The organism is Alloyangia pacifica, assembly GCF_900116195.1.
Lineage (GTDB): Bacteria > Pseudomonadota > Alphaproteobacteria > Rhodobacterales > Rhodobacteraceae > Salipiger > Salipiger pacificus.
This window is the reverse complement of record NZ_FOZW01000001.1, coordinates 515340-532448: the sequence shown is the minus strand read 5'-3', so window position 1 is coordinate 532448 and position 17109 is coordinate 515340. Positions and strand designations below refer to the sequence as shown.

The following is a 17109-nucleotide window of genomic DNA, read 5'->3' as shown; positions in this document are numbered from 1 at the left end:
CTCTCTCGGCGAGCAGGCGGTGATCTGGGTCGATCCCGCCAAGGTCCAGATGACAGTCGGCAGCAAATGGCCCGTCGGCAAGCGGCGCGTCCGCCAACTTTCGCGCTACCTGCCTTCCGGGGTCGTCAAAATGCTCCGTCCCTGGATCAAGCGGCGCGAACCCTTCGTGATTCCCCCCGAGGCTTTCGCGACCCCCGAGCCGATCGACCTGACCCCGCGATACCGCCGGATCGCCGACCTTCTGGCAAACCGCGATGACGTCTCGCGCAGCGCCTGGCACCGCGACCTCATGGCAGAGCTGCGCGAAACCGGTTGCGCCCGGCACAAGGACATCGCGATGCACAGCGCGGCGGAGATCGACGAGTTCTTCGTGTCCTACGTGCTCGCGCTGGTCGAAAGCCTCGAACGCGAGGGCTATCGCCCCGAAGCCGAGACCGAAGGCTATGCAAGCACCGCCATCATCGGCCCGCATGGCGAGATCGTGAAGACCGGTTCCGGCAATCACCGCTTCTGCATCGCCAAGGAAATCGGGCTGCCGAGGTTCCCGCTGAAGATCGTCGGCGCTCACGCGGATTGGGTCGCGCGAACGCTGGGCACCCGTCCCTCGGTCGAGGACGTGCTGCGCGCCCTGCCCGCGCTGGAAGCCGGCGCGCGTCTACCGGTCCTCGCCGCGCGGCGGCGCGGCGCGCAGCGGCAGGATGACCCGGAAAGTGCTGCCCTTGCCGGGGGTGCTCTCGATCCGCAGGCGGCCGCGGTGGCGGTTGATGATGTGCTTGACGATCGCGAGCCCCAGCCCGGTGCCGCCCATCTCGCGCGAGCGGTGGCTGTCGACGCGATAGAAGCGTTCCGTCAGACGCGGAATATGTAACGGATCGAAGCCCGGCCCGGTATCGACCACCTCAACCTCGACCCCCTCGGCGCGCAGTCGAGGGTGATAGGCGGGGGGAGACAGGCGTAGAGTCACCTGCGCCCCTTTGCCGGAGTATTTCACGGCATTCTCGACGAGGTTAACGAAAACCTGCCGCAGCTGGTCCGGATCGCCGGCAATCTCCAGCGGCTGCTCGGGAAGCTCGGGGATCAGCGTCACCCCCGCCTCCTCGGCCACCGGGGCAAGCCCGCTCAGCACCCCGGCAAGAAGCTCGGGCAGTTCGACGGGCTCGGTCGGCCGCACGCGCTCCTCGGCCTCCAGCCGGCTGAGCGACAGCAGGTCTCCCACCAGCCGCTCCATCCGTCCGGCCTCGTTGCCCATGATCTCGAGAAAGCGATCGCGGGCAGCAGCGTCTTCGCGCGCAGGCCCGCGCAGGGTCTCGATGAACCCCAGCAGCGCGGTCAGCGGCGTGCGCAGCTCGTGGCTGACGTTGGCGACGAAGTCGCGGCGCATCTGCCCCGCCTGCTCCATTTGCGTGACGTCGGTGAAGGTCAGCAGAACGCCCGTGCCGCTTCTCAGCGCCACCGAGCGGCAGGAGACGTCGAAGGTCGCGTCCTGCCGGCCGTTGCTGGTCAGGTAACGCGTCTTTCGCGCCGCGCCGTCGCGCAGCGTCCCCTCGATCGCATCGAGCAGCACCGGCTGGCGCAGCACGGTGATGAAATGACGCTCCTCCAGGCCCTCGCCCAACAGGGCGACGGCCTCGGCATTGGCGGCGTCGATCCGCTCGTCCCAGCGGATCAACACCGCCGGGAGAGGCATGGCAGCGACCAGATCGCGCGCCTCGGCCTGCATCAGAGCGCGCTCGCGGCCTTGAGGCCCGCCTCAAAAACCTCGAGCAGCGCCTCGGGTTCCTCGAGCCCGACCGACACGCGGAAGAAACCCTCGGAGATCCCCAGAGCCGCCCGCCCCTCGGGCGTCAGGGCCCGGTGCGACGAAGACGCCGGGTGCGACAGCGTCGTCCCTACGTCGCCCAGCGTCGGGGCAAAGGCGATGCCCTCGGCGGCCTCGGTGAACGCATTGGCCGCGGCGCGCCCGCCCTCCAGCTCGAAGCTGAGCATGTTGCCCGGGTTGCCGCGCAGCACCGACTGCGCGCGGGCGGCATCGGGATGGTCGGCTCGCCCCGGGTAGAGCACGCGCTTCACGCCGGGCTTGCCGGTCAGGAAGTCCGACAGGCGCTGCGCCGTCTCCTGGCTCTGCCGGAAGCGCATGGGGAAGGTCATCAGTCCACGCTCGGCCAGCCAGCAGTCGAACGGGCTGGCGGTCAGCCCGGTCGTCACCGCGAAGACGCGGATGCGCTGGTTGACCTCGGGGTCCTTGGCTGCGACCCAACCAAGCGTCACGTCGGCATGGCCGGCGAGCAGCTTGGTTACCGAATGAATCACGATGTCCGCGCCGCGCTCGACCGGCTTGATCGCGGCGGGGGTGGTGAAGGTGTTGTCCACCGCCAGCAGCACGCCCTTCTCCTTGCAGAGTGCGGCGATTCCGTCGAGGTCGGCGATGCGCAGCGTCGGGTTCGACACAAGCTCGATCAGCACCAGCTTGGTCTCGGGGCGAATGGCGGCGGCGAAAGCCTCGATGTCGGTTGGATCGGCCAGCGAGGTGGCGATGCCCATGCGCGGCAGGTCCTCGGTCATCATCCGCAGCGAGCGGCCGTAGAGCTGGTCGGCCCCCAGCACGTGATCTCCGGAACTCAGCAGCCCCAGCAGCACTGCCGCGACCGAGGCCATGCCCGAGCCCATGACAATGCCGCCGCTCATCCCTTCCAGCGCGTCGATGCGCTGCGCCAGCATGTCGGCGTTGGGGTGGCCCTCACGCGCATAGGTGTAGCCGGAGGTGATGCCATTGTACTGGTCGTCGAGCGAATCCGGGCTGTCGGAGGCGTAGACCACCGCTGGCATGATCGGCGTGACGACGGCCGAAGAGACCGAGCCTGGAACGGGAATTGGGCGGATAAGCGTCTTGCGGGTGTCCATGGGGCCTCCATATTTCGGCCACAGGCTTTGCACAGCACCCCCGTCAGGACAAGAGAGAGAATCTCGGCAAGTTTTCGCTCAGGGTGATAGGTTAACAAGCGCTTTGGATTTCACGCCTAGCTCTTACAAATTCACGAGAAATTCAATGCACACAGCAACAATAGCCCACTTTCGGCGCTACTGTTTACTGTCGCCTGATTTACACTCGTGTAAGAAGAAGTTTGCAAAAATTTAGGTTGCACTCTGCCCAAATCTTAACACATCTTAAGGGTGTAGGTGGGGGCACCTACAACCCACAGGAGCGTCGATAGAGATGCAAAACGATCCTCTCGATGTACGCTGTAGTGAGTGCGGCAAGGCAGCTCAGTTCTTCGAGCCTTTCCGGTTTACCTGTGTCGTACGGCTGCCTGAAGTGCCCGAGAACTCCCACGTCTGGGGCCGTGTTGTCGTAGAAGAACTCTTTCCCGAGCAATTCAGCTGGGAGCAGCCTGACTGCGACAAGCCGAAGTTCCTGCAACCCGGCGAGACCGGGGTGGGCTATCGGCTGAACGAGCGCGGGATGGTCTGGTGCAAGGCCTGCAAGACCTTCGAGGCCTCGACGATTTCCTGGCCGGAAGATGCCTTCTGGAAGCTGAACGTGAAGGGTCACGAGCTGGTGGCGCGCAACCGCGAGCACGCCGAGCAGATCCTCGGCTTCCTGCAAGAAACGCAGCGCGCACCGAACCGGAAACCCGCCTTGCGCGGCATTCCGACCGCCCTGCTCACGCGGCGGCTTCAGCAAGAAGTCAGCAACAAGCTGGAACGCGCGCTGGCCACCGCCTGACGGCCAGCGCCCGATCGATCAGATCGCAACAAGCCCGGCGCGAAAGCGTCGGGCGTTTTGCTGGTAGTTCAGCGCCGACTTGCGCAGCCCCTCGATGGCCGCCTCGTCGAGCTGACGCACCACCTTGCCGGGCATGCCCATCACCAGCGATCCGTCGGGAATTTCCTTGCCCTCGGGGATCAGCGCACCCGCGCCGATCAGGCAGTTGCGACCGATCTTCGCGCCGTTGAGGACCGTTGCCCCCATGCCGATCAAGCTGTTTTCGCCGATGGTGCAGCCGTGCAGCATCGCCTTATGGCCGATGGTGCAGCCCGCGCCGATGGTGAGCGGATAGCCCATGTCGGTGTGGCACACGACGTTCTCCTGCACGTTGGAGCCCGCACCGACGCGGATCTCCTCGTTGTCACCGCGCAGCGTGCAGCCGAACCAGACCGAACTGCCCTCCTCCATGACGATCCTGCCGATCAGGTTGGCGTCGGGCGCGACCCAGGCGCTGTCGTGCAGTTCGGGCGCAATCCCATCCAACGCGTAGAGTGTCACGCATCGCCCTCCTCGAATTCCGCCTGCAGCGCGCGGACGTGGTTCAGCAGGCCGGGCTGCTGGGTCCGGCGCAGGCGCGTCGCGGTGATGATGCTCTTGAGTTGCGCCTCGGTCTTGTCGAGGTCCTCGTTCACCAGCACGAAGTCATAGGATCCCCAGTGCGAGATCTCGTCCCAGCTCTTTTGCATGCGCCGGTCGATGACATCGGCGCCGTCCTGGCCGCGCGCCTCGAGTCGGCGCTTCAGCTCGGCGATCGACGGCGGCAGCAGGAAGATCGACAGCGTGTGCAACCCCAGTTCCGAGTTGGTGATCTGCTGCGCGCCCTGCCAGTCGATGTCGAAGAGCACGTCCTGCCCGTCGATGATCGCGTCGCGCACCGGCCCCTTGGGCGAGCCGTAGAAATTGCCAAAGACATGGGCGTGTTCGAGCATGTCGCCATGCGACACGGCTTTCTTGAACTCGCTCTCGGTCATGAAATGGTAGTCGTCGCCATCCACCTCGCCCGGCCGCGCGTCGCGGGTCGTCGCCGAGACCGAGAAGATGATCGACGGGTCCCAGGCGCGCAGCCGCTTTGCCAGGGTCGATTTGCCCGCGCCCGAGGGCGAGGAAAGGATGATCAGGAGGCCGCGCCGTCCGTTCATGTTGGTCTTACTCCACGTTCTGCACTTGCTCGCGCATCTGGTCGATGACCGTCTTGAGGGTCAGGCCGATCTGCGTCAAGGCGGCGGAGCCGGATTTCGAGCAGAGCGTGTTCGCCTCGCGGTTGAATTCCTGCATCAGGAAGTCCAGCCGGCGACCCACCGCCCCCTCGGCGGCCAGCAGCTCGCGCGCGGCGCCGACGTGGGCGGTCAGCCGGTCGATTTCCTCGGTGACGTCGGACTTCACCGCGATCAGCGCCAGTTCCTGTGCCACGCGCGACTCGTCCACGCCCTGCGCCTGCTCCAGCACCCGCGCGATCTGGCCGCGCAGCCGCTCGGCCTGTTCCTCGCGTCGCGCCTCGACCGCCTCGGAGGCCTGGGCGATCAATGCCTCCACCTCATTGAGCTGGGCGGTCAGGATCTCCGCCAGCGCCGCGCCCTCGTGGCGGCGCATCTCGCCGAATTCGGTCAGCGCCTCGGCAAAGGCCGCCATCAGCTCGGCCCGGAGCGGTGCGACATCCGCGGGCGTGGCATTGCTGCTCAGCACGCCGCGCAGCGCGACGATCTGCGCCGCGCTCGATGGCGACAGCACCAGCCCCTGTCCGGCGGCCGCGCCCTCGATCCGCGCCATGGCCGACAGGATGCGCGTCAGCACCGCCTCGTCGAGCTCCGCGGCACCGTCCTCGTTGCCGCCCTGCACCCGCAGCGAGATCTGCACGTTGCCGCGCGCCAGCGCCTTCTGCGCGGCGGCGCGCACCAGCGGCTCGAGACCCTCGATCCAATCCGGCAGGCGCAGCCGCAGCTCCAGCCCCTTGCCATTGACCCCGCGGAGCTCCCAGCCCCAGCGCAGACCCGCCGTCTCGCCACTGCGCGATGCGAAGCCGGTCATCGATTGCCGCATGCCTGTTCCCTTCAAAGTCCTGACCGGGCAAAATCCAGACGCCCGCTTTTCAACGCCCTACCGATCCCTCGCGCGCCTGTCCACCCGGCAGCACCGGGCCCTCTGCGCCAAGTGTTAACCTTTCAGTCACAATTGGGGCGAAAACCGGACGCATTTGAGGTAACTTCGACTTCAATGCTGGTCAGACTGTTTCGGGGGTTCAGCCGGGCGGCGCAAATGTTACGATTGGAGAGCTCGGATGTTCGGATTGGGTGGCGGCGGCAAAGGTGTGGTATCGATGACGGAGCGTGAGAAGGAGCGGCGCCTTGCCCCGCTGCGGCTGGTCGAAGCCTATTGGCGCGGGCTGCTCGGCGCAGACGGTCAGGTGCCGCTGCGCAGCCAGATCGATCCGCGCGGCATCGAAAACGCGCTGGAATACGCGTTTCTCGGCGAGCGCATCGCGCCGATGCTGGCCAAGCTGCGGGTGTCCGGCACCCATCTCAACGAGCTGATGGGGCTGGACATGGCGGGCATGCCCCTGTCGACCCTGATCTCCCCCGAGGACCGTGAACAACTCGGCGCCGCGATGGCGAAACTCTTCAACGACGGCCTCGAGGTGCGGCTGCGGCTGCTCGCCGAGGAAGGCTTCGGCAAGAGTCACCTGACCGGCGACATGCTGCTGCTGCCCCTGCGCTCCGACCTCGGCGACACCAGCCGGATGATCGGCGTTCTGGTGACACATGGCCGCGTCGGGCGCACCCCGCGTCGGTTCCGCATCGAGAGCATATCGATGCGCGCGCCCTTGCAGGAGGCTGCCGCCCTGCCGGCGTCGCCCGCGCCTATGACCGTGGATGATCTAGCTAAGAAGCCGCTGCGTGGCCTCGCGGAAGATCGGACCCCGTTCCGGCCCGCCCCCAAGGAGCGGCATGGACCTGCAGGAGACACCGGCAAGCGCCCCCCCTACCTGCGGCTCATCGTGTCGAACGACGACTGATAGGGCGGCCCTTCCCGCCTGCCGGGTTGCCAACGTCCCATACAAAGAATCCCATACAAAAACGCGGAGCCCAAGGCTCCGCGTCTTGTTTTCACGACCCTGAAAGCCGGACGCGCAGGCTCACTCCGCCGCGATCGGCAGCGGTTGCAGGTCCTGCAGCACCGGGAGGTACTCCTTCTGCGTACCTGCGTAGGCCAGCGTGGCGCGCAGCATGCCGGCCTTGGAGCCGCAATCGAAGCGGTCGCCCGAGAAGCGGAAGCCGCAAAGGCCCACCTTGCCCGCCCCGAGCGCGATGGCATCGGTCAGCTGGATCTCGCCGCCGAGACCGGCGGGCAGACCCTCGAGATCCTCGAAGATCGAACCGTCGAGCACATAGCGCCCGACCACCGCCTGCAGCGACGGCGCTTTCTCTGCCTCCGGCTTTTCGACCATCCCCGACGCGCGCAGCATCTGGCCCTCGGCCTCGCCCTCGGGGACGAGAACGCCATAGGCCGAAACCTCGTCGCGCTTCACTTCCATGGTTGCAACCATGTGGCCCGGCTCGGACCCTTCGTAGGCCTCGATCATTTCCGAAAGACAGCCTTTCTCGCTGACGATCAGATCGTCCGGCAGGATCACCGCGACCGGCCCTGGCAGCGCATGCTCGGCGGCGCAGAGAACCGCGTGACCAAGCCCGAGCGGCTCCGGCTGCATGACGAAGAACACCTGCTCCTCGTCGGGGTTGATCGCCGCTTCGTCGAGTGTGTCAGCGATCTTGTGCTTGCCGCGCTCGCGCAGCGTGGCGCAGAGATCGTGGTCCTGGTGGACATAGCGTTCGATGGCGCTCTTGCTGGGATGCGAGACAAAGATCATCCGCTCGATCCCAGCCGCACGCGCCTCATCGATGGCGAATTGCAACAGCGGCTTGTCGAGCACCGGCAGGAGCTCCTTCGGCGTCGCCTTGGTGGCCGGCAGGAAACGCGTGCCGAGCCCGGCAACGGGGAAGATCGCAGTTCTAACCTTGGACTTGCTGGTCTTCATGTCGGTCGTGCTCACGTCTAGGTCTCCTTTCGACAGCCTCGTCGAGGCCGAATGACTCAAGTGATCGGACGCCGTCTGCAGTGGTGCCAAGTTGCGGCTCTGCTGCGGTGCGGCGGATAGGTAAGAGAGTATGGCCATTTCCCTGCAGGTCAAATCCGAGGCAGTCTGATCTGAGCGGCAGAGCGCGCAACTCCCTATTTTATTGGCGTGCGAAAAACGCAAACCACGCCGAAAGGGTTCCATGCCTAATTTTTAAGCACCCCTCAAAGGGCCAAACATCCCTTGCCCCACAGGGGTTTGGGGGAAATCAACCTCGCATCTGCAGAAAAATTTCGCGCGGCCCGGTGGTCATTGGGGAACAATGGCTTATTGTCAGCGTTATCACGCAAACAAAGACGGAGAGAGCCCCCCAGGGCCGTCAACGGTGCCATGCTTGGCAGCGGCCCCACATATGCCATGGACGGACAGAACATGCATACCCCGCCCGCGCAGCCCGGCCCGCCTCCCGGCCCCCGCCGCGCAACACCCTACTCCCGCCTTACGGTCATCGGCATGGGGAGCTGGGGCACCGCCCTTGCCGCCACCGCCGCCCGCGCCGGCTGCGACACCCGCATCTGGGGCCGTCGCGAGAGCCTCGCCCGCGCCTTTGCCGAGACCGGCGAGAACCCTGACCACCTCCCCGGCATCAAGCTGCCCGAGACGCTTCGCGCCACATCGGACCTGCGCGCCGCGCTCGAGGGGACCGAGGCGGTCCTGCTGGTCACCCCCTCCCACACCCTGCGCGACGTCGCCCGCTCGATGCGCGAGTTCCTGCCCGAGGGCATTCCCCTCGCCCTTTGCTGCAAGGGCATCGAGCGGGGCACCGGCTACCTGCTCAGCCACGTGGTCGAGGAGGAATTGCCGGGCCATCCGGTCGGCGCGCTCTCGGGGCCGACCTTCGCAACGGAAACCGCGCTGGGACACCCGACCGCCGCCACCGTGGCGTTCAACTTCAGCCACCACGACCGGATCGAACCGGAGAAGGCCCCCGCCGCCCGGCTCGCGCTCACCATGCAGACCGAGGCCTTCCGGCCCTACGTGTCTGATGATCTTGTCGGCGTAGAGGTCGGCGGCGCGGTGAAGAATGTGATCGCCATCGCCTGCGGCATGATGACCGGTGCCGGCTTCGCCGAGAACACCCGCGCGGCTCTGATCACCCGCGGCATGGACGAGATGAAGTTCCTCGCAGAGGCGCTCGGCGGACGGCGCGAGACCGTCACGGGCCTCGCCGGTGCCGGCGATCTGACCCTGACCTGCTCGTCCACCACCTCGCGCAACATGGCGCTTGGCACGCAGCTCGGCCGCGGCATGGCGCGCGAGGAATGCTTCGACGGCAAGCCCGTGGTGGTCGAGGGCGAGGTCAACGCCGTCTCGGTGGTCGATCTGGCGCGTCGCCTCGGCGTTCGCATGCCGATCTGCGAGGCGGTGCATGCCGTTCTGCATGAGGGCGCGCCGCTCACAGCCACCTTCCAGCAGCTCTGGGCTGCCCCGATCGAGGGCGAGCCGCGCGCCCTCGACCTCTTCCTGCATCCCCACGAAGGAGACCCCGCATGAGCCTCGACACCACGAAGGCCCGAGACATCGCCACCTGCCGCTTCGTGCTGGCCACCGATCTCGACGGCACCTTCCTTGGCGGCTCGGAGGAGGATCGCAAGGCACTCTATGATTGGATCGAAGCAAACCGCGACACCGTGGGGCTGATCTTCGTCACCGGGCGCGATCCGCGCTTCATCCGCGAGCTCTGCGATGGCGGCGTTCCGTGGCCGGAGTTCGTCGTCGGCGACGTGGGCACCACCATCGCCGAGGTGGTGGATGGCGAGATCCACCCCATCGAGCCGCTCGAGGAAGAGATCGCCGAGACCTGGGGCAACGCAGGTGACACCGTGCGCAGCACGCTCGAGGGCCACCCCGGACTGACGCTGCAGCCCACCGAGTTCCGCTATCGCGTCAGCTACGATCTCGATGCCGAGGCCTATGATGGCGCGGCTCATGACAAGGTCCGCGAGATGGGCCATGACCCGCTGGTCTCGGACAACCGCTACTTCGACGTGCTGCCGCGCGGCGTCTCCAAGGGGCCGTCGCTGCGCCGCCTCGTGTCGCACCTGAACATCGAGGAACGCCGCGTGCTCGCCGCCGGCGACACGCTGAACGATCTGTCGATGCTGCAATGCGGCCTGCCCGCCGTTGCCGTCGGCGGCGCCGAAACGGCGCTTCTCAATGAGGTGAAGGACCTGCCGCATGTCCACAAGGCGGAGCGCATCGGCGCCGCGGGCATTCTCGAGGCGATCCGGACCTTCGACATGCACGACCTCCCGAAAGGAGCCTGACCCATGCCCAGTGATCTGGTCATCGTCTACCACCGCCAACCCTATGAAGAGGTCGAGGTGGATGGAAAGATCGAATACCGCGAGAACAAGAGCCCGAATGGCATCGTCCCGACGCTGAAGAGCTTCTTTGGCTCGGTGGAAAAGGCCGCATGGGTGGCTTGGAAAGAAGCGGCGGATCCTTCGAACCCCGGGTTCGACCGCGTGGTCGAGATCGAGGACAGCTTCGGCAAATACACCGTCTCGCGCCTGCCGCTGACCGCCGAGCAGGTGCGCAGCTTTTACCACATCACCTCGAAGGAGGCCTTCTGGCCGATCCTGCACGGGTTCAAGGAAAAGTATAACTACGATCCCGTCGACTGGCCGACCTTCCGCGAGGTGAACTGGGCGTTTGCCGAGGCCGCCGCCGCCGAGGCGGCGCATGGCGCATCTGTCTGGGTGCACGACTACAACCTGTGGCTGGTGCCCGGCTATCTCCGCCAGATGCGCCCGGATCTGCGCATCTCCTTCTATCACCACACGCCCTTCCCGCCCGCCGACATGTTCAACGTGCTGCCGTGGCGCGGCGAGATCATCGACTCGCTGCTGGCTGCCGACGTGGTGGGCTTCCACATTCCACGCTATGCCTCGAACTTCCTGAGCTGCGTGCGAAGCCTCCGCGACGTCGGCCAGGTGCCGCGCACAAAAGTGGCCGCGGACATGATGTCGGAGGGCTCGGCCCTGTCGGACCGCACCGTACCGACCGAGATTCACATGGACGACGGGCACATCGTGCATCTTGGCGTAACCCCGGTGGGCGTGGACGTCGGCTACATCAAGGGCCTCGCCGCCACCGAGGATACCGACAAGCTCGCCGCCCGCTTCCGCTCCGAGATCGGCGACGGCAAGCTGCTGCTCTCGGTGGGGCGCACCGATTATACCAAGGGCGGCGCTGACCAGCTTCTGGCCTTCGAACGCCTGTTGGAACGCCGCCCCGATCTGCGCGGACAGGTGCGCCTGCTGCACGTCTCGGTGCCCGCCAATCGCAACATGACGGTCTACGAGCCGATCCAGAAAGAGCTGGAGGAGATCGCCGGCCGGATCAACGGGCGCTTCGGAAGCTTCACCTTCCAGCCGGTGGCGCTGATCTCGCGTGCCATTCCCTTCGTCGAACTTGTGGCCTGGTACCAGGTCGCCGACGTTGCCTGGATCACCCCGCTTGCCGATGGGATGAACCTTGTGTGCAAGGAATACGTCGCCTCGCGCAAGGACGGCGACGGGGTGCTGGTGCTCTCGGAATTCGCTGGCGCGGCGGTGGAACTGGGTGCTGCGGTCCTCACAAACCCCTGGTCGACGCGCGCCATGGACTTCGCGATCGACCTCGCGCTCGACATGCCCGAGGAAGAGCGCCGCGCCCGCATGGCCCTGCTGCGCGCCGCCGTCGAGAAGCGCGACACCCGGCACTGGGCTTCGGATCAGCTGTCGCTGCTGTCGCCCAAGGACTTCGGCAAGAAGCCGAACAAGGAGGAAACCGAGGCGGCCTGATCCGGCCCATCCGGTTCAAAACAAAAGCCCCGCCATGGTCCTCCATGGTGGGGCTTTGCATCTGGCGAGCGCAGTGTCATCACTCGCTCAATTCGCGCCGCCGCATCGGCATCCGGTCGATCACCTCGAAGAGCGTCTCGGGCGCAAGCACAGCGTCTTCCTCGAGCTTGACGCCGCCGTCCTTGCCGACCAGCACCAGCTTGAAGCCACCGGGCGAGAACGCTTGTCGGATAGGGCTGGGGTCGCGCGGCTCAAGATCGCTCAGCACCACGATGTCTCGGGCGCGCAGCGCCTCTTCCGAGCGGCGAAACAACTCCATTTGCGTCTCGTAGTTCGCGTCGCCAGCCGAGGGCGCGAAGAGCAGCACCGGTCTGTTGTTCCAGCGCAGCTCGCCGAGATCCTTCTGCATGGCGGGCAAGGGCCGGAAAATATCCTCATCGCCTGCGGCAAGCGCCGGGCTGGCAAGCGTGGCAACGGCAGCAAGGCCGAAAGCCGTAAGCGGGGTCGGGCGGCGAAGCATCTGCGGTCTCCCTATGGACTAAGATGGGGCGTCAGAAGGTCTACGCGGCAGCCCGCGGTTTGGTTCACGCGCGAATTCCCGGGTGGCGACGGATTGCCGGTGCAGGGTCCCACTGGTTCCGAAGGCCATTTGCTGTCAGGATTTGACGTTGGGTCAGCGCAGCTCCATGGCCGCCTGCCTGCCAATGCCAGAAGTCTTTTCCAAAAAATGATTGGTCCCGCACAGGAGCAAAGCATGCCTCACCCGTCCCGTTCCCCACTCGCACAGATCACCCGGATCGCGCTCGCCTGCAGCCTCGCGGGCACCGCCATGGCACAAAGCTACCACGAACCCGCCCGGGGATCGGCCGAACGGAAAGAGCTGATGGCCGCGGTGCGCCCCTTCGCCGAGAGCGTTCTCGGAGCCCCGGTCGAGTTTGTCGTACGCGACCTCCGCGTTGCAGGCGACGTTGGCTACGCGGCGCTCGACGCGCAGCGGCCCGGCGGTGGCAGGATCGACCTCGCCACGACGCCGCACAGCCGTCGCTACGGGCACGATCCGAACCTCTATCCGGGAATCTACGCGCTCTACCAAAAGCAGAACGGACACTGGCAGCTGACCGGGTCCGACTTCAGCCCCTTCGAGCCGCCCTTCATGTCGCCGCAAGAATGCGCGGTCTACGGCGCTGTGCTCGTGGAATGGTGCTGAGCGCCCTCCCTCCTCACGCCGCGAGCCCCCCACGCCGGCAAACACCCGGCAGGAAAAGCAAAGGGCGGCCCGATCCGGACCGCCCCTGCTCTATTGCTCTGCCGATGGCTCAGGCCGAGGCCACATCCGCCGGGGTCTGGCGCAGCGCGGTCAGCTCCTGCGCCACGAGGAAGGCCAGTTCCAGCGACTGCGATGCATTGAGGCGCGGGTCGCAGGCGGTGTGGTACCGGTCCGAGAGGTTCTCGTCGGACACGGCATAGAGGCCGCCGGTGCACTCGGTCACGTCCTGACCTGTCATCTCGAAATGCACGCCGCCGGGCACGGTGCCCTCGTCGCGGTGCACCGCGAAGAACTCGCGCACCTCGCTCAGCACCGACTCGAACGGGCGTGTCTTGTACCCAGAGGCCGACTTGACGGTGTTGCCGTGCATCGGGTCGCAGGTCCAGAGCACGTTCGCGCCCATTTCCTTGACGGTCTTGATGAGCTTCGGCAGGTGCTCTGCCACCTTGCCCGCGCCGAAGCGCGCGATCAGCGTCAGGCGGCCGGCCTCGTTCTCGGGGTTCAGCTTCTCGATCAGCACCTTGAGATCCTCGGTGGTCATCGAGGGGCCGCACTTCAGACCGATCGGGTTCATCACGCCGCGGGCGAACTCGACATGCGCGCCATCGGGCTGACGGGTCCGGTCACCGATCCAGATCATGTGGCCCGAGCCGGCGAGCCACTTGCCCGAGGTCGAGTCGACACGGGTCAGCGCCTCTTCATATTCCAGCAGCAGCGATTCATGGCTGGTGTAGAAGTTCACCTGATGCAGCGCCGCCGAACGCGTGCTGTCGATGCCCGCTGCCTTGATGAAGTCCAGCGTGTCCGACAGGCGGTTGGCCATCTCGCGGTAGCGCACCGCCTTCTCGCCTTCGACGAAGCCCAGCGTCCACTGGTGCACCTGGTGCACGTCGGCGTAGCCACCGGTCGAAAAGGCGCGGATCAGGTTCAGCGTCGCCGCGGCCTGGGTGTAGGCCTGCAGCATCTTTTGCGGGTTCGGCTTGCGCGCTTCGGGGGTGAAGGCCAGCTCGTTGATGATGTCACCGCGGAAGCTCGGCAGCTCGACGCCGTTCACGGTTTCCGTGGGCGCGGAGCGCGGCTTGGCGAATTGGCCCGCCATGCGACCGACTTTCACCACCGGCACCTTGGCGCCATAGGTCAGCACCATCGCCATCTGCAGCATCACCTTGAAGGTGTCGCGGATCGAGTTGGCCGAGAATTGATCAAACGCCTCGGCGCAGTCCCCACCCTGCAGCAGGAACGCTTCGCCGCGCGACGCCTTGCCCAGTTCCTCGCGCAGGCGCCGGGCCTCGCCGGCAAAAACCAGCGGCGGATACTTTGCAAGCTGTGCCTCGACTGCGTTCAGTTCTGCCTGGTCCTGATAGTCCGGCATCTGAATCCGCGGCTTTGTTCTCCAGCTCGATTTGCTCCACTCGGTCATGGCTTTCTCCCGACGACACTCCGTTAGCGTAAACGTCTCCGTAAAAACGTCCTGTGGCTATACCGAAGAGCAGGTCTCAAAGCCATAGGGAAAAACGTCCGATTTTCCGCCGCGGAAGCCGGCTTCGGCTGCGCAACAAAAATGCATCCTGCCGATACAGGTAATGTCATGAAAACGACATCTCTTGACGGTGATTGGCTTTCCTGCCCATGTGACCCTCGCCTGCCCCGCGCGGCAGGTTTCGAGCAAGGATCCGCGCGATGTCCGACCAGCGAGTGCCTCCCGCACCAGCCAAAGCCGCGAAACCGCGTCGCTTTGTCTTTGTTTTGCTTACCGATTTCACCCTTTTGAGTTTCTCCGCAGCGATAGAGACGCTGCGCATCGCCAACCGCATGAGCGGGCAGACGCTCTACGACTGGCGGCTGACCGGGGCCGAGGGGGACAGCGTGCGCTGTTCGGCGGGGGTCGAATTCAAGCTCGATTGCGAATTGCCGGAGCTGAGCCGCGACGACACCATCATGGTCTGCGGCGGCATCGACGTGCATCTGGCCACCTCGCGCAAGTTGCTGGGCTGGCTGCGGCGCGAGGCGCGGCGCTGCCAGGCGGTCGGCGGGCTCTGCACCGCGGCCTGGACGCTGGCCAAGGCCGGGCTGCTGGACGGCAAGCGCGCCACGATCCACTGGGAAAACCACGACGGTTTCTTCGAGGAATTCGAGGAGGTCGAGCTGTCGAAGCGGATCTACGTGATCGACGGCAACCGGATGACCGCCGCGGGCGGCACCGCCTCGATCGACCTGATGCTGAAGATCATCGCCGACGACCACGGCTCGGATCTGGCCAATGCCGTGGCCGACCAGCTGATCTACAGCTCGATCCGCACCGACCAGGACACGCAGCGTCTTTCAGTGCCGACCCGCATCGGCGTGCGCCATCCCAAGCTCAGCCAGGTCATCCACCGTATGGAGGCCAATATCGAGGAGCCGATCAGCCCCGCCGTGCTGGCCAAGGAGGTGGGCATGTCCACCCGCCAGCTCGAACGGCTGTTCCGCCGCTACCTGAACCGCTCGCCGAAACGCTACTACATGGAGCTGCGCCTGCAGAAGGCGCGCAACCTGCTGATGCAGACCGACATGAGCGTGATCAACGTGGCGCTGGCCTGCGGCTTCGCCAGCCCGTCGCATTTCTCGAAATGCTACCGCGCGCACTACCAGACCACGCCCTACCGCGAGCGTGGCACCTCCGGCACGCGGATCGAGGAGTAACCCCGTGCACTGCCCCGCGGGCGCGGGAACCACGTCGGCGGCGCATGGTATCTACCCCACGGCGGCGCACACACATACTTTCCGTTTCGACGCGGAAATTGACGTTACTGGAGCGTAATTTTGCTGCGCTGAACGCTCTTTTCTTTTGCAATAGGCCCGCATAGGCTCCCGGCTTAATAACAAGTAATCAACTCGGGAGATACCACATGAAGAAGTGGCTTCTGGCCTCTGCGCTTCCGCTTGCCACCGCCGGTGCCGCCTATGCGGACGATGCCAAGATCGGCGTCATCCTCGGCTTTACCGGCCCGATCGAATCCCTGACGCCCTCGATGGCGGGGAGCGCCGAGCTGGCGCTGGCGGAAGTCAACGAGAGCGGCAACTTCCTCGAGAACGTGACGCTGGTTCCGGTGCGCGCCGACTCCACCTGCATCGACAGCGCCGCGGCCACCGCCGCCGCCGAGCGCCTGGTGACCACCGACGGCATCGTCGCGATCATGGGCGCCGACTGCTCGGGCGTGACCGGTGCGGTGCTCTCCAACGTCGCCGTGCCGAACGGCGTGCCGATGATCTCGCCCTCGGCGACCTCGCCGGCGCTCTCCTCGGTCGAGGACAATGGCCTGTTCTTCCGCACCGCCCCCTCCGACGCCCGCCAGGGCGAAGTGCTGGCCGGTATCCTCGGCGAGCGCGGCATCTCCTCGGTGGCGGTGACCTACACCAACAACGACTACGGCAAGGGCTTTGCCGACGCCTTCGAGGCGGCCTTCACCGCGGCCGGCGGCGAGATCACCCTCGCGGCCCCGCATGAAGACGGCAAGGCCGACTACTCCGCCGAAGTCGGCGCGCTGGCCTCGGCCGGCGGCGACGCGCTGGTGGTGCTGGGCTATTCGGACCAGGGCGGCAAGGGCATGATCCAGGCCTCGCTCGACACCGGTGCCTTCGACCTCTTCGCCATGGGCGACGGCATGTATTCCGACGCGCTGCTCGCCGATCTCGGCAGCGACATCGACGGCTCCTTCGGCTCGGTGCCCTGGGCGGAAGGTGAAGGCGCCGACAAATTCGCCGAGGTGGCCGAGGCCGCCGGCGTCAACGCCGAAAGCACCTACACCCGCGAAAGCTATGACGCCGCCGCGCTGATCGCGCTGGCCATGGCCAAAGGTGGCGAGTCCTCCTCGGCCGCGGTTGCCGCGAACATCCTCGACGTCGCCAACGCGCCGGGTGAGCCGATCCTGCCGGGCGAGCTGGGCAAGGCGCTGGAGATCCTCAAGAACGGCGGTGACATCGACTACGTCGGCGCCACCAACGTCGAGCTGATCGGCCCGGGCGAGGCTGCCGGCACCTACCGCTACTACGAGATCAAGGACGGCGCCTTCGAGACCGTTTCCTTCAAGTAAGCGACCTATGACCACCGTGCCCGGGGCGTTTGCCCCGGGCGCATTCCAACCCAAGGGCGCGGAAGAACACGCGCTGTAAATAACCA

16 protein-coding genes are annotated in these 17109 nt (G+C 66.0%); 8 read left to right on the top strand and 8 right to left on the bottom strand.

Annotated elements, in window-relative coordinates; all coding sequences use genetic code 11:
• Nucleotides 1-655 precede the first annotated feature (655 nt).
• Together BM397_RS02605 and BM397_RS02600 are read right to left on the bottom strand one after the other, a co-directional pair.
• Entirely contained in the window at nt 656-1720 is a 1065-nt protein-coding gene (locus BM397_RS02605; RefSeq protein WP_092421350.1) for an ATP-binding protein, read from the bottom strand.
• Nucleotides 1720-2901: a trans-sulfuration enzyme family protein gene (locus tag BM397_RS02600; RefSeq protein WP_092421347.1), complete on the bottom strand. Its 1182-nt coding sequence runs from the start codon at nt 2899-2901 to the stop codon at nt 1720-1722. The genes BM397_RS02605 and BM397_RS02600 overlap by 1 nt, the downstream gene beginning before the upstream one ends.
• 313 nt (nt 2902-3214) lie before the next feature.
• Here BM397_RS02600 and BM397_RS02595 point away from each other — a divergent pair, with 313 nt between their 5' ends.
• A complete protein-coding gene (locus BM397_RS02595) occupies nt 3215-3724 on the top strand; it encodes a hypothetical protein (RefSeq protein WP_245695991.1) in 510 nt (169 codons plus the stop codon).
• 18 nt (nt 3725-3742) lie between these two features.
• On the opposite strand, the gene BM397_RS02590 is transcribed toward BM397_RS02595, so the two are convergent.
• From BM397_RS02590 to BM397_RS02580, 3 genes are read right to left on the bottom strand one after another with little or no spacing between them, the layout of a single operon-like run.
• Entirely contained in the window at nt 3743-4264 is a 522-nt protein-coding gene (locus tag BM397_RS02590) for a gamma carbonic anhydrase family protein (RefSeq protein ID WP_092421315.1), read from the bottom strand.
• Nucleotides 4261-4905: a guanylate kinase gene (gene gmk / locus BM397_RS02585; protein WP_092421306.1), complete on the bottom strand. Its 645-nt coding sequence runs from the start codon at nt 4903-4905 to the stop codon at nt 4261-4263. Before gmk ends, BM397_RS02590 begins: the two co-directional genes overlap by 4 nt.
• Before the next feature lie 7 nt (nt 4906-4912).
• Nucleotides 4913-5803, bottom strand: a complete 891-nt coding sequence (locus tag BM397_RS02580; protein ID WP_092421304.1) for a YicC/YloC family endoribonuclease — start codon at nt 5801-5803, stop codon at nt 4913-4915.
• A 277-nt stretch (nt 5804-6080) separates the two neighbouring features.
• Between BM397_RS02580 and BM397_RS02575 the strand changes: the two genes are divergently transcribed.
• Nucleotides 6081-6776, top strand: a complete 696-nt coding sequence (locus tag BM397_RS02575; RefSeq protein ID WP_245695989.1) for a PAS domain-containing protein — start codon at nt 6081-6083, stop codon at nt 6774-6776.
• Between the two features lie 120 nt (nt 6777-6896).
• Here BM397_RS02575 and BM397_RS02570 read toward each other — a convergent pair whose 3' ends face one another.
• Nucleotides 6897-7796 carry a UTP--glucose-1-phosphate uridylyltransferase gene (locus BM397_RS02570; protein ID WP_092422378.1) on the bottom strand — a complete coding sequence of 300 codons (900 nt, stop codon included), beginning with the start codon at nt 7794-7796 and terminating at the stop codon, nt 6897-6899.
• A 471-nt stretch (nt 7797-8267) separates the two neighbouring features.
• Between BM397_RS02570 and BM397_RS02565 the strand changes: the two genes are divergently transcribed.
• From BM397_RS02565 to ggpS, 3 genes are read left to right on the top strand one after another with little or no spacing between them, the layout of a single operon-like run.
• The gene (locus tag BM397_RS02565) at nt 8268-9389 is read left to right on the top strand and encodes an NAD(P)H-dependent glycerol-3-phosphate dehydrogenase (protein ID WP_245695985.1); all 1122 of its coding nucleotides are present in this window, start codon (nt 8268-8270) and stop codon (nt 9387-9389) included.
• Nucleotides 9386-10162, top strand: coding sequence for an HAD-IIB family hydrolase (locus BM397_RS02560; protein ID WP_092421301.1), 777 nt, complete (start codon nt 9386-9388; stop codon nt 10160-10162). The genes BM397_RS02565 and BM397_RS02560 overlap by 4 nt, the downstream gene beginning before the upstream one ends.
• A gap of 3 nt (nt 10163-10165) precedes the next feature.
• Nucleotides 10166-11683, top strand: a complete 1518-nt coding sequence (ggpS, locus tag BM397_RS02555) for a glucosylglycerol-phosphate synthase (RefSeq protein ID WP_092421300.1) — start codon at nt 10166-10168, stop codon at nt 11681-11683.
• A gap of 79 nt (nt 11684-11762) precedes the next feature.
• On the opposite strand, the gene BM397_RS02550 is transcribed toward ggpS, so the two are convergent.
• Nucleotides 11763-12203 (bottom strand): DUF4174 domain-containing protein, encoded by a 441-nt coding sequence (locus tag BM397_RS02550; protein ID WP_092421299.1) that lies wholly within the window; start codon nt 12201-12203, stop codon nt 11763-11765.
• Nucleotides 12204-12437: 234 nt separating this feature from the next.
• On the opposite strand from BM397_RS02550, the gene BM397_RS02545 reads away from it, so the two are divergent.
• Entirely contained in the window at nt 12438-12890 is a 453-nt protein-coding gene (locus BM397_RS02545) for a hypothetical protein (protein WP_092421296.1), read from the top strand.
• A 109-nt stretch (nt 12891-12999) separates the two neighbouring features.
• On the opposite strand, the gene BM397_RS02540 is transcribed toward BM397_RS02545, so the two are convergent.
• The gene (locus BM397_RS02540) at nt 13000-14370 is read right to left on the bottom strand and encodes a class II 3-deoxy-7-phosphoheptulonate synthase (protein WP_092421292.1); all 1371 of its coding nucleotides are present in this window, start codon (nt 14368-14370) and stop codon (nt 13000-13002) included.
• Between the two features lie 260 nt (nt 14371-14630).
• Here BM397_RS02540 and BM397_RS02535 point away from each other — a divergent pair, with 260 nt between their 5' ends.
• Complete coding sequence (locus tag BM397_RS02535; RefSeq protein WP_092421285.1) at nt 14631-15632, top strand: GlxA family transcriptional regulator; 1002 nt, start codon at nt 14631-14633, stop codon at nt 15630-15632.
• A gap of 206 nt (nt 15633-15838) precedes the next feature.
• Nucleotides 15839-17023, top strand: a complete 1185-nt coding sequence (locus BM397_RS02530) for an ABC transporter substrate-binding protein (RefSeq protein WP_092421282.1) — start codon at nt 15839-15841, stop codon at nt 17021-17023.
• Nucleotides 17024-17109: the final 86 nt, after the last annotated feature.